This window comes from Budvicia diplopodorum, from assembly GCF_009800925.1.
Taxonomy (GTDB): domain Bacteria; phylum Pseudomonadota; class Gammaproteobacteria; order Enterobacterales; family Enterobacteriaceae; genus Budvicia; species Budvicia diplopodorum.
Genome location: NZ_WOYF01000001.1, coordinates 23,909 through 39,385, shown reverse-complemented (window position 1 = coordinate 39,385; position 15,477 = coordinate 23,909). Strand labels below are relative to the sequence as shown.

12 protein-coding genes are annotated in these 15,477 nt (G+C 51.4%); 11 read left to right on the top strand and 1 reads right to left on the bottom strand.

Annotation, left to right across the window (positions count from 1 at the left end):
* Positions 1-30: 30 nt before the first annotated feature.
* The 6 genes from GVI43_RS00160 to tssE all read left to right on the top strand — a co-directional run bounded on the left by GVI43_RS00160 (position 31) and on the right by tssE (position 9,427).
* Positions 31-3,624: an ImcF-related family protein gene (locus GVI43_RS00160; protein ID WP_159564208.1), complete on the top strand. Its 3,594-nt coding sequence runs from the start codon at positions 31-33 to the stop codon at positions 3,622-3,624.
* Positions 3,614-5,191, top strand: a complete 1,578-nt coding sequence (gene tssA, locus GVI43_RS00155) for a type VI secretion system protein TssA (RefSeq protein WP_159564206.1) — start codon at positions 3,614-3,616, stop codon at positions 5,189-5,191. The genes GVI43_RS00160 and tssA overlap by 11 nt, the downstream gene beginning before the upstream one ends.
* 456 nt (positions 5,192-5,647) lie before the next feature.
* Positions 5,648-7,414: a type VI secretion system baseplate subunit TssF gene (gene tssF / locus GVI43_RS00150; RefSeq protein WP_159564204.1), complete on the top strand. Its 1,767-nt coding sequence runs from the start codon at positions 5,648-5,650 to the stop codon at positions 7,412-7,414.
* Positions 7,415-7,443: 29 nt separating this feature from the next.
* On the top strand, positions 7,444-8,412 hold the full coding sequence (gene tssG / locus GVI43_RS00145; protein WP_246201379.1) for a type VI secretion system baseplate subunit TssG: 969 nt from the start codon (positions 7,444-7,446) through the stop codon (positions 8,410-8,412).
* 10 nt (positions 8,413-8,422) lie between these two features.
* Positions 8,423-8,968: a type VI secretion system lipoprotein TssJ gene (gene tssJ / locus GVI43_RS00140; protein ID WP_159564200.1), complete on the top strand. Its 546-nt coding sequence runs from the start codon at positions 8,423-8,425 to the stop codon at positions 8,966-8,968.
* A 45-nt stretch (positions 8,969-9,013) separates the two neighbouring features.
* On the top strand, positions 9,014-9,427 hold the full coding sequence (gene tssE, locus GVI43_RS00135; RefSeq protein ID WP_159564198.1) for a type VI secretion system baseplate subunit TssE: 414 nt from the start codon (positions 9,014-9,016) through the stop codon (positions 9,425-9,427).
* Positions 9,428-9,555: 128 nt separating this feature from the next.
* Here tssE and ltaE read toward each other — a convergent pair whose 3' ends face one another.
* Positions 9,556-10,611, bottom strand: coding sequence for a low-specificity L-threonine aldolase (ltaE, locus tag GVI43_RS00130; RefSeq protein WP_159564197.1), 1,056 nt, complete (start codon positions 10,609-10,611; stop codon positions 9,556-9,558).
* A gap of 320 nt (positions 10,612-10,931) precedes the next feature.
* Between ltaE and GVI43_RS00125 the strand changes: the two genes are divergently transcribed.
* The 5 genes from GVI43_RS00125 to GVI43_RS00105 all read left to right on the top strand — a co-directional run bounded on the left by GVI43_RS00125 (position 10,932) and on the right by GVI43_RS00105 (position 15,328).
* On the top strand, positions 10,932-11,396 hold the full coding sequence (locus GVI43_RS00125) for a C40 family peptidase (protein ID WP_159564195.1): 465 nt from the start codon (positions 10,932-10,934) through the stop codon (positions 11,394-11,396).
* 31 nt (positions 11,397-11,427) lie between these two features.
* Positions 11,428-12,117 carry a helix-turn-helix transcriptional regulator gene (locus tag GVI43_RS00120; protein WP_159564193.1) on the top strand — a complete coding sequence of 230 codons (690 nt, stop codon included), beginning with the start codon at positions 11,428-11,430 and terminating at the stop codon, positions 12,115-12,117.
* 93 nt (positions 12,118-12,210) lie between these two features.
* Entirely contained in the window at positions 12,211-12,606 is a 396-nt protein-coding gene (locus tag GVI43_RS00115; RefSeq protein ID WP_159564191.1) for a VOC family protein, read from the top strand.
* Between the two features lie 85 nt (positions 12,607-12,691).
* A complete protein-coding gene (lplA, locus tag GVI43_RS00110) occupies positions 12,692-13,708 on the top strand; it encodes a lipoate--protein ligase (protein ID WP_159564189.1) in 1,017 nt (338 codons plus the stop codon).
* Between the two features lie 888 nt (positions 13,709-14,596).
* Positions 14,597-15,328 (top strand): AbiTii domain-containing protein, encoded by a 732-nt coding sequence (locus tag GVI43_RS00105; RefSeq protein ID WP_159564187.1) that lies wholly within the window; start codon positions 14,597-14,599, stop codon positions 15,326-15,328.
* Positions 15,329-15,477: the final 149 nt, after the last annotated feature.

Sequence of the window (15,477 nt, the reverse complement as noted above, 5' to 3'; positions counted from 1 at the left end):
TATATCCTTCTTATTGAAGAGACAGTAAAGATGAAAAAATGGATTTCGTACTTTCTTATATTTTTATTATTGGCGATATGCGTCGGTATAGTGGCATTTATCTGGTTGGGTAATATCGAACTGTTAGATTCAATATTAGCCAAATCATTAGCCACGGCGGTTTATTGTGTAATCATCCTGAGCATTATATTACTGAGAGATATAGGGGGATTGGCCATTAATAAAGTATCGCTGCTCTTTTTTAAGTCCAGTGATAAAAGTATTGTTATTAAGGATAATGTCCCTGAATCAGCTAAGGTAAGATCGTTAGCTGAACAAATAAGAGATCAACTATTTCACCGCTACGGCCCCCTCTGGTGCCACAAACTCCGCTGGATCCTCGTCACCGGCGAGTCTAACGAAGTCGAGAAAGTCGCCCCCGGTCTTATCGCCCAAGGCTGGCAAATTGGTAACGATGCGCTATTGATCTGGGGTGGCTCGAGTAAATCCGTGCTGGATGAAAACTGGCTAACGTCCCTGCGTAAACTGCGCTGGCGTAAGCCGATAGATGCACAGGTGTGGGTAGTTTCGCCAAGCTATTACGAACCGTCGAAAGAACAGAAAGCCCTGCAGGATAAGACCCTGTGGCAAATGCATGCCCGCAATAAAATACTGGGCTGGGCCGCGCCGCTGTACCTGCTGGATATTCGTGATTCTAAATGGGATCAGTCCGATCGGGAAGAGCAGCCGGTCGGGACGATTTTTCCCGCCAAGCCTCACCCTGAAGCCCTGATGCAATCTTTACTGTCGCTCGTGAAGAACACCACCGACTTTGGTATGCATCAGGTGATGGTCAATAACAAACATGCATTTTTACTGCAGCTGGCGCAAGACCTGAGCCAGCGCGATATTCCGCGTTTAAGAGGCTGGCTACCGGCCTTTTTAACCGCGCAGGGCGGGAATCAACTGCGTGGGCTGATTTTTAGCCCGCAGGTTACCCGACCAGAAACCCTAGCCGATCGCGCCTTCCTGCCGACCAGCGCGTGGCAAACCGTGATAGATGACAGCCGCGTTGCCAAAGGCCGCGGCATCGGCGTGCAGTGGGTGAACACCGCCACCGGCGTTGCGCTGGGGGTGATTGTGCTATTTGGGCTGGGCAGCGTGGTCTCTTATATTGGCAACCGCAGTTTGATCTCGTCCGCTGAAGGCTTGGCTAAGCAGAGCAACGACTTTAAAGCCACCATGTCCGAGCGCTTAACCCGCCAGCAGGCGTTTAAACAGCAAATCTCTCAGCTACAGTATCGGGTCGAACACGGCAGCCCGTGGTACTTACGCTTTGGGCTCAATCAGAACGACAAACTGCTGACCTCCCTGTGGCCGTATTACCACAAAGCCAATCAGCAGAATATTCAAACGCCGTTGGTGGCCGACTTATCCGATAAATTGACCGTACTGGTTCAAATGTCACCGAATAACCCTGAGCGTGCCGCGCTGGCGAAAGAGGGCTATGACCGCTTAAAAGCCTATCTGATGCTGTCTCGGCCCGACAAAGTGGACGCGCCGCTGCTGACTAAAATTTTAGTCGAGAATAATAAAACGCCGCCGGCTACCGTCTCTGAGGGGATCTGGCACAGCGCCGGTCCGGAACTGATGCAGTTTTATGCGTATAACCTGTCGCGCCATCCGGAGTGGGTGCTCAAGCCTGACAGAGGGCTGGTAACCGATGCCCGTCAGGTGCTGATCAACCAAATCGGTATGCAAAATGCCGAAACGGCGATTTATCAGGGCATTCTTAAACGGGTTGCTCAAAACTATGGCAACCTGTCGTTAGAGCAGGTGCTCAACGGCATGGACAGCCGCACGCTGTTTACTACCGATCAAGAGATCCCCGGCATATTCACTCGCGAAGCCTGGGAAGGCATGGTCGAGAAAGAGATCGAAAAAGCGGCGAAAAACCGCCGTGAAGAGATCGACTGGGTGCTGACCGACAGCGGAAAACAGATTGGCGGCGACATCTCACCGGAGATGCTCCAGACGCGTTTAACCGACCGCTACTTTACCGACTACAGCGCGGCGTGGCTGAACTTCCTTAACGGCATCAGCTGGCAGCGGGCAGAGTCGATCTCTGACGTTATCGACCAACTTACGCTGTTATCCGACGCCCGTCAGTCACCGTTAATCGCCCTGATGAATACCGTTAAGTACCAAGGGCAAACGGCACAGAAGGGTAAAGCACTGGCTGAAACGCTGGTCACGTCAGCCAAAGAAGTGTTTGGCAGCAAGGCCAAAAAGCTCGACGCCATTCCGATGGATGACGACACGCCAAAAGGCCCGCTAGACCAGACGTTCGGCCCGGTGTTACGCATTGTTCAGGGTACCCCGCAGGAGTCCGGCGACAGTACCTTGAGCCTGCAAACCTATTTAACCCGCGTAACCCGCGTGCGTTTAAAGCTACAGCAAATCACCGCCGCACCGGATCCGCAGGCCATGACTCAGGCGCTGGCAAAAACGGTATTTGAAGGTAAAGCCATTGACCTGACCGATACCCGCGACTACGGCAGCCTGATTGCCGCCGGTATGGGCGAAGAGTGGGCCGGTTTTGGCAGTAACCTGTTTGTTAAACCGCTGGAACAGGCGTGGCAGGCGGTGCTGGAACCGGCCGCTATGAGCTTTAATAACGCATGGCGCGAAAGCATTGCCGACCCATGGTACCGGGCGTTTAACGGTCGTTATCCGTTTAAAGCTACCGGTAACGATGCGTCACTGCCGGAGCTGGGGCGCTTCCTGCGGCCTGACAGCGGCATGATTGAACGCTTTGTCACTTCCCAGCTTGGCGGGATCCTACACAAGCAAGGGGATATCTGGGTTGCCGATCCGCTGAACTCACAGGGGCTAACCTTTAACCCACAGTTTATTGCTGCGCTCAATCAGCTAAGCCGGGTATCGGGCATGCTGTATGCCAACGGCGACGCGGGAATGGGCTTCGAACTGATGGCCCGGCCAAGCAATCTGGTGGTTAAAAGCGAGCTGACGATCGACGGCCAGTCGCTGGTTTACTTTAACCAGATGGAAACATGGAAAACCATGATCTGGCCGGGAGAAACCTATACGCCGGGGGCTCAGCTTAGCTGGAGCACCGCCGAAACCGGCATGCGCCTGTATGATAGCCCGAAAGGCAGTTGGGGCTGGATCCGCCTGCTGGAGCAAGCCGCGGTGAAGCAGCTTGACAGCAGCCGCTACTGGGTTAGCTGGGAGGCCGAAGACGGCCGTAAGCTGAACTATGTGCTGCGTTCCCAGACTAACGCCGGGCCGCTGGAACTGCTGAAGCTAAAAGGTTTTTCTTTGCCGGGCTCGGTGTTTGAAACCACGTCATCCCCAGATAACGCACCGACAACGCCCGCGGCACATGTTGCCGATGATAGCGTTGAACCGGTTAAACCAGAGACCGCGCCTGCGCTAACCATACGTAAACAACCGGCGTCAACCGCCGATGCGTCAACGGTCAGGCCGGTGAAGGCCGGAGCCGCTAAAAAAGAAGCGGAGCCGATAACGGCGGCAGTAGCCACGCCTGACCCCGTACCGGTTAGTGAGCCAGTAAAAGTGGAGCCGATGAAGATGATGAGAGGGGAACTCGATGCTAACTAATTTATTACAAACTCTGTTCGGCCAACGTAATCCACAAGAAGGCGTCAACAGACGGATCAAGCAACATTGGCAGGCGTGGCTGGAGCCGATTGAAGACGATAACCCGACGGGTGCCGATCCCGGCTATGACGATGACTTCCAGATGATTAAAGAGGAGATCGCAAAGCTATCCGGTATCGATGCCGTTCAGATTGTGGCTATCAGCGAAGGGCTGCTGTATGGGCGCACCAAAGATATCCGCGTTGCCTCTTATTATGCCTGGGCGCGCTTGCGCCTTGACGGTACTAAAGGTCTGGCCGACGGCCTTGAGCTGATGGCCGGTCTGGTTGCCCGCTACGGTGAGGACCTTTTTCCTAAGCGGGTGGAAAGTAAAAAGTCCGCCGTTGAGTGGCTGGCCAGCAGAAAGTTTCTCGATCTGCTGGAAGCTCAGGAAGGGTTCCAGCACGAGGACTTTGAGCGTTCAATTTCTGCGCTGTCTCTGATGCTGAAATACACCAATCAGTGGCCGGAGAATGCCCGCCCGGACCTGCAGGGGCTGGCGCGTTTTTTTGAGACGAAGCTCGAAAGCCCGGAGCCGGAACCCTTGCCGTCTGCGCCAGCTTCCCAAACGACTGCGCCTGCGCTATCGGCCATGGGTGCTAAACGAGACGAAGTTCGTTCGCTGCGTGAAGTGCTCGATCAGGCGCGCCAGATGGCCGCTTTTTTACGCGAAAAGCCCGACGGCCATTTAGCCTCAGTGCGCCTGCTGCGCAGCGTTCGTTGGGACACGGTTACGGCGCTGCCGCCTCACGATGCCAAATACTTAACCCGGCTCATGCCGCCGCGGGTTGAACTGAAACAGCATCTGAATCGCCTGTGGCTTCAGCATAACTGGCTTGAACTGCTGGAGCAGGTTGAGCGGGCGTTTTCTGAAGCGGCCAACCACTTCTGGTTTGACCTTCAGCGCTACGCCTGTGATGCAATGGTCAATGCCGGTGCGCCGTATTCGGCGTGGCAGGAAGTGTGCCTGACCGACGTGGCACTCATGCTCGACAGGCTTAAAGGCATTGAGCGCTTGACCTACAGCGACGGTACGCCGTTTGCCGATGATGAAACCCTGTCGTGGATTGCCACCTCAGCCACCATGCGTCGCTTAGATGAGGGTGACGATCTGGCGCCGATCCCGGTAGACGGCGGCAATAACTGGGGCGAAATGGAACAACAGGCGACCGAAATAGCCGGGCGCGACGGGCTGGAAGCGGCATTTAACTGGCTCAACGCGTTACCCGCCATTGTGACCGATCGCCAGCACTATCTGCACCGTATGCTGATGGCGCGTTTGGCTGAACAGCACGGGCAGAAAGACGTGGCGATCCGCCTGCTTAAGGCTCTGAACGGCCGCTGCGATAGCTACCGGCTGGTTGGCTGGGAGCCGGATCTGGTGTTTGACGTGAAAGCTCGGCTGTTAAAAATGCTTCAGCAGAAAGCGATGCTGAAAGATGCCGATAAAGAGGGGTTGGGTAAAGAGGCTGAGCGGTTGTTGGAGGAGCTGACGGTGCTGTCTCCGGCGCGGGCATTGGCGTTTTAGTAACTAGTTACTGAATTAACTTTGGTGTGATTTTCGTCCGCTAGAAGTAAATCGGTCGAATAGACCACATTGCACGCGGCCGAGCAAGAAGGGGTGCCGACCCCCTCTTGCACCTCCCCGGCCTCGCTACGACACGTTGACCGCAGCATTGCTGCGGCAACCTCAGCCATCAGGAAGACTTAACGCACCTCCAGCATCATCCATGCTGCTCGTGCTATCTTCCTGATGGCTTCGGCAACATTCGTTATGCTCGGGGTTAGGGTCAAAAGCTAAGGTCAATACCTTCCCTTTGGCCGCTCAGTAGCGGCTATATTCCAATGTTCTCTATGCGGACGAAACAGACTCAATAATCAATTTGACCGAATACACAGAAGTTTTGCTGAAGCCTGAATTAGTCAATTATGTTATTCATTTTATTACTTCGCCTGTCACTACAGGCTAACGGACACCCGAATAATGGACGATCTGATTAAACGCTATTACGAATCTGAAATGCGTTACCTGCGAGAAGCGGGGAAAGAATTTGCTCAGGTTCATCCTGACCGTGCCGGGATGTTAAACCTCGACCGGGTCGGCGATCGGGACCCTTACGTTGAACGCCTGTTTGAAGGCTTTGCTTTCCTGATGGGCAAACTGCGCCAGAAGCTGGACGATGACCTACCCGAGCTGACCGAAGGGGTGGTCAGCCTGCTGTGGCCTCACTATTTACGCATTATTCCTTCGCTGTCGATTGTGGAGCTGTCGCCTGACCACAGCACGCTGGCGCGTAAAGAGGTGGTAGAACCGGGCTTTGGCGTGCAGTCCGGGCCGATTGGGCCAGCCAGAACCCGCTGTAAATACCAGACCACCCAAACCGTTGAGCTTCAACCGCTAAAAATCACCAAAGCCGGTATTCGCAGTCAGCAGGACGGGCGTTCGGTTATCTATATGCGATTTGATTTCGGCCCGATGGCGGACTGGAAGCAAATGGATATCTCTAAGCTACGCCTGTATCTGAACGCCGACACGCCGATTTCATCGGCCCTATACCGGGCCATGACCCGCCAGATTGCCGGTATGAAAATCCGCTTCCCGGGCCATAACGATGGGGCGGCTATCCCCTTTAACGGCAGGATAACCCCGGCCGGTTTTTCAGCCGATGAACGCCTCTGGCTTAAGCCGGACAACGCCTTTGGCGGCTACCAGCTTCTGCTGGAGTATTTCAGCTTTCGCGAAAAATTCATGTTTATTGATTTAGAAGGGCTGAACCTAAATCAAATGCCTCAGGACGTCGGGGCGTTTGAGCTTGAACTGGTGCTAAGCGAAGCCTGGCAGAATGATTTACCGTTTAGCGCAGAAAACATTCGCCTGCACTGTACGCCGGTAATTAATCTGTTTCCGCTGGAAGCCGATCCGGTCAGGGTTAACCAGCTCGACAGCGAATACCTGCTTCGCCCGCTGCTTCAGCAAGACGGTCATATTGAGATTTATTCAGTCGATGCGGTGCAGTCGATCAGCCGTACCGGCCGGGCGGTTTACGTGCCGTTTACCAGCTTTCGCCACCGCGGCGGAATGCTGCGTCACGATGCTCCCGAACGTTATTATCACACCCGGGTTCGCCGGGGCGCATCGGGGCTGCATGACACCTGGCTAATCCTCGGTGGCCAAGTGTGGGAGCGGGCAGAAGAGGTGTACGACGAAACCCTCTCGTTGCGCATTACCGGCACTAACGGAATGCTGCCGCGCAAAGCGCTGCGCAACGCATCGATTAATCAGATTTGCGACGGCCAAACCGGCGTGGTGTCGGTGCGTAACCTGTGTGCGCCTACGCTGCCGTGCTATCCGCCGGTTAACGACCGTTTCCATTGGCGGGTGCTGTCTCATCTGGCACCGAACTACCTGTCATTGATGAACGCTGAAGTGCTGCGCGGCACGCTGGCGCTGTACGACTGGACTGACAATGAGCTTAACCGCCGCCGCCTTGAAGGCATTGCCGACGTGAAACACCATCCGGTGCAACGCATGGTTAAAGGCATGCTGGAGCGCGGCGTAGAAATTGAAGTTACGCTGAATTCTCACCTGTTTTCAGGGGAAGGCGATATCACGCTGTTCGGTGAGCTGTTGCACCAGTTCTTTGCCCTGTATGCCGACCTCAATCTCTTTACCCGTCTGACGCTGGTGCTTTTACCTACTGGGAAACGTTTAAAATGGACAGACAGCAAAATAGTACGTTCTCCCCTTTAATGGAGGGATTGTTCCGGCAAGTGCCGCGAATGAACTTTTACCGCTTTTGCCAATATATTGAGCAACAACACCCTGAATTACCGCCGCTGGGTCAGTCAGAAACGCCGGCCACCGATCCGATCCGCTTTTGCCCGGTGCCGGATATGGGTTTCCCGTCCAGTGAAATGAAGCGGGTCGAGTGGAACGATGAATTTCCCGAACGGCCGCCAACGGTACGCACCACTTTTTTAGGATTGTACGGCGTTGATGCGGTTCTGCCTTACGCTTGGCTGGATGATATCGTTCAGCGTCAGGAAGGGCATGAGGCGCTGAAAAGCTTTCTGGATATCTTCAACCATCGGGTGATGACTCAGTACTACCGCATCTGGCTGAAATACTACTATCCGGCCGGGTTTCGCGAAGGCGGCAGCGATCCGGTGTCCAAATGCCTGCTTGGCTTAGCCGGTTTTGGCATTGAAGGCGCCAGCGAACAGATTGCTGCGCCGCCGTCGCGATTCTTAGCCCTGATGGGGCCGATCACTCAGCGCACCCGTACCGGCGATGGCCTAACCGGCGTGGTGAATTTATTGCTGCCCGGTGCCAAAGTGGAAATCAACGAATTCTATCCTCAGTGGGTGAACCTTGAACAGCCAGCAAGGCTAACCAAGTATGAAAAAATCAGCCTACAGCGCAGCGCTATTCTTGGTCGGCGTTTTAAAGACAGCAACAGCACGGTACAGGTCACCATCTCGCCGACCGATATCCAACAGGTTGAGGGATTACTGCCCGGAGAGTCGATACATGCCGACCTGATGGCACTGCTGCGCGCTTATCTGGGGTATCGGTTTGATGCCTGTATCAATATGAAAGTTAAACGTTCGCTGCTGCCCCGTGCACAGCTTGGCGCTTCCAGAGTTCGTTTAGGTTTAACCGCCGTTCTGGCGATGGATCAGGCCGAAAAGCAACGGCGGGCGATCGTGGTTAATCTTGGTCGTTATGTGGGCTTAAAAGCCGGATAGGGAAAAAAGAATGATGATGAATCAACAACATAAAAACAAAGCAATGACCTCACTGAAAGTCGGTGTGTTTCTTCTTATGGGCTTACTCAGCGGCTGTGGGGTTATTCAGTCGGCGAAAGAGAGCACCGTGGACGCCGCCAAGGCGATTTTTATTAAAGATATTAAAACGCTTCATCTGGACTTCGCCGCCCGGGCGCAGTTAAACCCCGGCGATGGCGATGCGCCGTCTTCGGTGGTTATCCGGGTTTATCAGCTGGGCAAAATCGAGAATTTTGACAATGCCACCTATCAGCAACTGCTGGAAGACGATCAGAAAGCGCTGGGCGGCGACTGGCTATCGACCAGCGAAGTGGTGCTACATCCGGCATCGGCGGTTTCACTCGATGTACCGATGCATAAAGAAGCCCGCTTTGTTGGTATCGTCACGCTATTTCGTACCCCAAACCTTGATGAAGGCGGCTGGAAAGTGGTGATTAAGCGCGATGAACTGGATGCCGATAAGCCAAGGTTACTGATAGCTAACCACTCAGCCATTGGGCTAGTGCCTGAGAAATAAGCGCTAAGAAATAGACGCTGAGAAATAGGATAAGGAGACCGACCGATGGGCCCCTCGCTGTACGAAACCCTGATGGGAACCTTTAAGTCCGGCATTGAGCTGGATGAAGTCAACGAACAAACCCAGACCATTCTTAGCGTGATGGATAATATCCAGCGCATCCTCAATAGCCGGGCCGGTGCGATAAAATACCTGCCCGACTACGGCCTGCCGGATATGAGCCTGATTTATCAGGAACTGCCTTCCTCAGCCCACACGCTGATGCGGGCCATTCAACACACCCTGCTGAAATATGAACCCCGCCTGCTGGGCGTGGAGCTCACGCTTGAGCCGGGCGACAAAGATATGATCCTGCACTATATGCTCACCTGCCACCTGAAAGAAGTCGGCCTGGTCCGTTACGGCACCTACTTTATGCCCGAAGGCCGGGCGGTGTTACGGCGCTGGACGGCGCGGTAGGTATTGATTGAGTAAGCGTAAAAAGCTACGAGCATCTAAGCAGGCCACGGCAGTACGTGTTCTCCATTAAAATGGGAGAATGATTGAAAGCCCGAGGCATTCCCCTCAGGCTTTTTAACGCTAATATTTTACCCGTAAATCGTCTTCGAACCCCCATCACCACTCCCCGGAGTGGCAATTCTGCCTTTAAACTCCCGCCATAAATCCACTACTCGCTGTAGCTCTTCACGAGAAACGTTGAGGTGCGTTACTAAACGGGTAACCGGGCCAGCGTTGATTAAAATTCCGCGTTGTTTCATCCACGGGCCTAGCTGGCTGGCTTCGTTGGCCGGAAGCCGCAGGAATAGTATGTTGGTTTGGGCTCCCGGAGCCTGAATTTCTATGCCTAATGATGCGAGCTGTTCGGCTAGCCATTGGGCATTGTCGTGGTCTTCGCGCAGGCGTTCTACGTTATGGTGCAGGGCATAAATGGCGCCCTGGGCCAGAATTCCGGCCTGACGCATTCCGCCGCCGACCATTTTACGCCAGCGCCGTGCCTGTTTTATATATTCCGCGCTGCCGCACAGCAGTGAGCCGACCGGAGCTCCCAGACCTTTCGACAGGCAGATAGTCAGCGTATCGCAGTACTGAGTCAGGGTGGTTAACGGGACTTTCATGGCTATTGCGGCGTTGAAGATGCGGGCTCCGTCAACGTGCAGCGCCAGATTTTTCTTGCGGGTGAAAGCCCATGCCTGATGCAGGTAGTCCAGCGGCAGCACTTTGCCGTTGTGGGTGTTTTCTAGGCACAGCAGGCGGGTGCGGGCAAAATGGATATCGTCCGGCTTGATTACGCTGGCAACCACGTCGAGCGGTAGCGTGCCGTCGGCAGCGGCTTCGATAGGCTGAGGCTGGATACTGCCCAATACCGCTGCGCCGCCGGCTTCATACATATAGTTGTGGGCCTTTTGCCCGACGATGTACTCCTCGCCGCGCTGGCAGTGGGTCAGCAGGGCAACCAGATTGGCCTGCGTACCGGAGGGTAAAAACAGCGCCGCTTCTTTACCTGAAAGCGCTGCTGCTTCTTGCTCTAGCTGGTTAATGCTGGGATCGTCACCATAAACATCATCGCCAACGGCGGCATCAGCCATAGCTTGGCGCATGGCTTTGCTCGGTTGGGTTACTGTATCGCTTCGTAGGTCTATCATATTGGCGGGTACCTTATTATTGTAAAACCGCACAGTGGTATAAGGCGGTTATCTGTTTATATGAGTCGTATTCTTTATATCAAATAAAGGATATCCATAGTCAACTATTCGTCTCTAAACGTTAAGAATAACGGTCGTTTTTTTGTACTGTATTGCCACAGGATGTGGCCGATGAAATCATCAATTCATTGAATAAAAAACCTTAATCATCCAAAATATCGCCCATATCACAGATATCCACCATAGATATATTGTATTCCCCCGATATTTAGGCTAATTATTAGCCATTGTGTGCATAAAGCGTGGAGATGAGCGGAGCAATGCATTTACGTTACTTATTGATGCTGGCATTACTGGTGCTTGCCGGTTGTTCCAGCCACGCGCCGCCGCCGACCGGCAAACTGTCGGATCCTATATTTGTTCTGGCTCAGCTAAAAGAGCAGCATCGTGAATGGCGCGGAACGCCTTACCGCTATGGTGGTCTGGCCCGCAACGGCGTTGACTGTTCCGGCTTTGTTTATCGCACCTTTCACGACAAGTTTAATATTAATCTCCCGCGTACCACCAAGCTTCAGGCTGAGCTTGGTGCAAAAGTCTCTCGTGATGAGCTGATGCCGGGGGATTTAGTGTTTTTTAAAACCGGGAGCGGGGAGAATGGCCTACATGTTGGCGTATATGACGCTGACGGCGCTTTTTTACACGCATCAACCAGTAAAGGGGTGATGATCTCATCGCTCGATAGCCCGTATTGGAAGAGTGCTTACTGGCAATCCCGTCGTTTATAAGCCGGTTGGCTTAACCTTAAGGAAACCGGCATTGTCCCGTTCTGAACGCCTGCTTGAACTACTCCAGCTACTGCGCTGCCACCGTTATCCGGTGAGCGGCGTCGATCTTGCCGCTAAACTGGGCATCAGTCTGCGTACGCTCTACCGTGATATCCGTAGCCTGCAGGCTCAGGGCGCGCCAATTGAGGGCGAAGCGGGGCTGGGCTACGTACTGCGTGCCGGGTTTGTTTTACCGCCCCTGATGTTTACCCCCGATGAAATAGAAGCGCTGGTGCTCGGTGCCCGTTGGGTTTCAGAACGGGCAGACGTTGAACTGGCAGAAGGGGCACGCCAAGCGTTAGCCAAGATCTCGGCCGTGGTTACCCCTGAATTACGCTATCGATTAGAAGAGTCTCCGCTATTGATAGGCCCGACAGAGTCGGACAGGCTTTATCTGGAGCAAATTCTTGAAATCCGGCAGGCGATAGAGTCTGAATATAAGCTCATTATCCGATACGCCGATAGAGACCTTCGGCAGACAGAGCGTACGATCTGGCCGTTTGCCATTGGATTTTTTGACAGTGTGAGGGTCGTCGTTGGCTGGTGTGAGCTAAGAAATGATATCCGCCATTTCAGAATCGATCGCATTGAAAGCATGATAGTAACGGCTGAACCTTATCCGCGCCGTCGTCAGCAGCTGTTAAACCAATGGTACCAGCAAAATAAAATCTCCCGCCAGTGATGACATCCTACTGACAAAAACTGTCACTCCGTTGACTTAATCTCTTCGCTATCAGGACGGCCTGATACGCATATTAATTTCAAGGAGAACATCATGTCACAACCTAGCCTATTTATTCTTTATGTTGATAACCCAACGGCCAGCAAAGATTTTTATCAGGAGCTGCTCGGGCTGACGGTGGTGGAATCATCGCCGACCTTTGTGATGTTCAGCCTGTCATCCGGCGCAATGATGGCCTTATGGTCTAAGCATACCGTGGAACCAAAGGTCGGGCAGATTACCGCCAGCGGTGAATATGCTATTTCGGTTGAGTCTGACTCGATAGTCGATGAATACCATCAGCGCTGGAGCAGCAAGGGCATCACTATTATTCAGCAACCGCAGCATAAGGAATGTGGCTACACCTTTACCGCCACCGATCCTGACGGCCATCGTTTACGCGTATTTTCAATGCCTGAATGCATGAATAACCCTAGATATTGCCAGTAGCAGGTCTCGGACAACGCAAATGGGCGAGTTTAAGCGCCCATTTATGCTAATATCCAGCCATTCGTTCCAACCGGATTGATTGCCTATGTCTTCGCTGCGCCTTTTGATTTCTGATTCTTACGATCCCTGGTTCAACCTCGCAGTTGAAGAGTGTATTTTCCGCCAAATGCCGGCAACTCAGCGAGTGCTGTTTTTATGGCGCAATGCGGATACCGTGGTTATCGGGCGGGCTCAGAATCCATGGAAAGAGTGTAATACCCGGCGAATGGATCAAGACGGCATCAAGCTGGCCCGTCGCAGCAGCGGCGGCGGCGCGGTGTTTCACGACTTGGGCAATACCTGCTTTACCTTTATGGCCGGTAAGCCGGAATACGATAAAACCGTGTCTACCTCGATTGTGGTTAATGCGCTAAAGGCGCTTGGGGTCAATGCCAATGCATCGGGGCGAAACGATTTGGTGGTAGCCACGCCAGAAGGCGAGAGAAAAGTATCCGGTTCAGCCTATAAAGAGACCATGGACCGAGGGTTTCATCACGGAACGCTGTTGCTTGATGCCGATCTGACTCGTTTAGCTGATTATCTTAACCCCGATGCCAAAAAGCTTCAGGCCAAGGGAATTACCTCGGTGCGCGGTAGGGTGGCTAATCTAAGTGAGCTATTGCCGGGAATCAGCCATAGTGCAATCTGTGACGCTGTCACTAAATCCTTTTTTGACCATTACGGTGAGCAAACGACGGCTGAGATTATCTCTCCTGATGCCTTACCGGATTTACCCAATTTTGTTGAAACCTTTGCCCGCCAGAGCAGCTGGGAGTGGAACTTCGGACAGGCCCCGGCCTTTAGCCATTTATTAGACCAGCGCTTCGTCTGGGGCGGCCTAGAGATTCACTTTGACGTAGAAAAAGGCCATATCACCCGTAGCCAGATCTTTACCGACAGCCTGAACCCGGCCCCGTTAGAGCAACTGGAGAAGAATTTGATCGGCTGTATTTATCATAGTGATGCGCTGAAACAACAGTGCGAGAGTTTGATTGCCGGTTATCCTGAACAGCAAAAAGAGCTTAAAGAATTAGGATGTTGGATCGCTGGAGTTGTGCGCTAGCTCCGCGTCTAAAACAGCGCCTCCGCAGTCGCGGGGGGAGATATCACAATAGGAACACATGGACTTGGAGCAGAAATAATATGAAAGTGAACGCATTTACAGTTAGAAGCTTACTATTTTTGATATCTATGGCTGGGGTGATTAATTTTGCTTATAGTTTCTATACTTATTATCCAGATTTGCCATTTGTTGTTAAAGTCCAGAATATATTCACTATATTAATGTGTTTTTCTTTCTCTATTTTACTATTCATCATAAGAAATAAAGAAATTCAGTCTATTCTCAGTGAATATTATAGTAGTTTTAGATTTGTAAGGAAAAACACAAAATGTAATTGCACCTTTCTTTTCTGTTGTATCTTTTTATCTTATGCTCACTATTGGCTTTCCTCCTTGACTTTTATTCTTTTATCTCATTTTTTGCTTAAAATAGAGAGCATATCAAGTAGGCTAAGTGTCGATATGGCTATTTATACGAGTTTCACATCTAACTTATTATTTTTTATTGTTTTTTCTATTCCAGTGATATCAACTATGTTGAATGTTTCCGATAAAACTAATGGACTAAAAGCAAAAGAAGAGTGAACTAATATAAAATAGCACAGCGCAATCATAAAAGATGCCTGTCGGGGTGAGCGTATTTTTGTTGAGTAAACTAATGCTGATTTAAATAATTATCTTCAGGCCATTAATTCTAATCGATGTGGGAACTCAAATATTATAGGATGAAGTTTGTTAATTTGGTCTATAGGGCTAACTACTTATCTAAAATGCTAAGTTTCATCACCATGCAATCGAGAATTTACTTTCTTACTGAAATTACTAATGAAAAAATTTTGCCAAAGGATGTATTATATTTTCATGTAGCTATCGCAGAGATTTTAATTAAGTGACTAAATCACTCGCACACAAGCTTCAAGCCGAAGCAATTGACGATTCTACCAGTATTAATAGCTTATTAATGAAGGCTAAGCTGGTCGCTGCTAAGTTAGGTTTGGAAGATATAACTGAATGGATTGAGTTTGAGTCCGAGGGATATCCCTCACGCGCTCAGGTTCCTCCGTATAGAAAATTTAGTTGCCAGCCTCAGGCATTTAACCCCTTTGTTGGGTGGATTCCTATCAATTTTGGGAATATGCCTGCAAATCTTGTATATGAATTCACAACCGTCTATATACAAGAGTCCATCTCTAATGTTGAGAAGCATGTGGTTGATTCCGGTGGGCTGGAAGTCCGTATGCCTGATGGGCTACAAGAAATACTCTATGCTGGTAATAATTCTCGCTCCAGATTTAAGATTTGTTGGCGGTTTAGTTCTGTGTCATTAAGTGGCATTCTTGCCACGGTGCGAGGAAGAATTCTTACTTGGTCGCTTGATTTGGAAAAGCAGGAAATACTTGGCAAAGGTGTAAATTTTTCATTCAGAGAAAAAGAGATAGCAAACATGGTGTTCAAAAACAATTTCAATGGTGCCGTTATCAACAATAATGGTGTGCTGGCTTCATCCACTGGTGGTGATGTTATACAAGAGAACACAATGTCTGTGGGATCATTTGACGTGCTCAATGATGAATTAAAAAAGATCGGAGTAAGTAATGATGAAATTAATGAATTGAATTAGGCAATTGAATCCAGTGAACAACCACTGACAGATAAAGGATTTAGTCAGAGTATTTCTGACTGGATTGGAAAAATTTCAACAAAGGCTATGCAGGGGGGCTTAAAAGTTAGTGGAGTAGTGGCAGTCGGCGTAATTGCTAAGTTGATCAC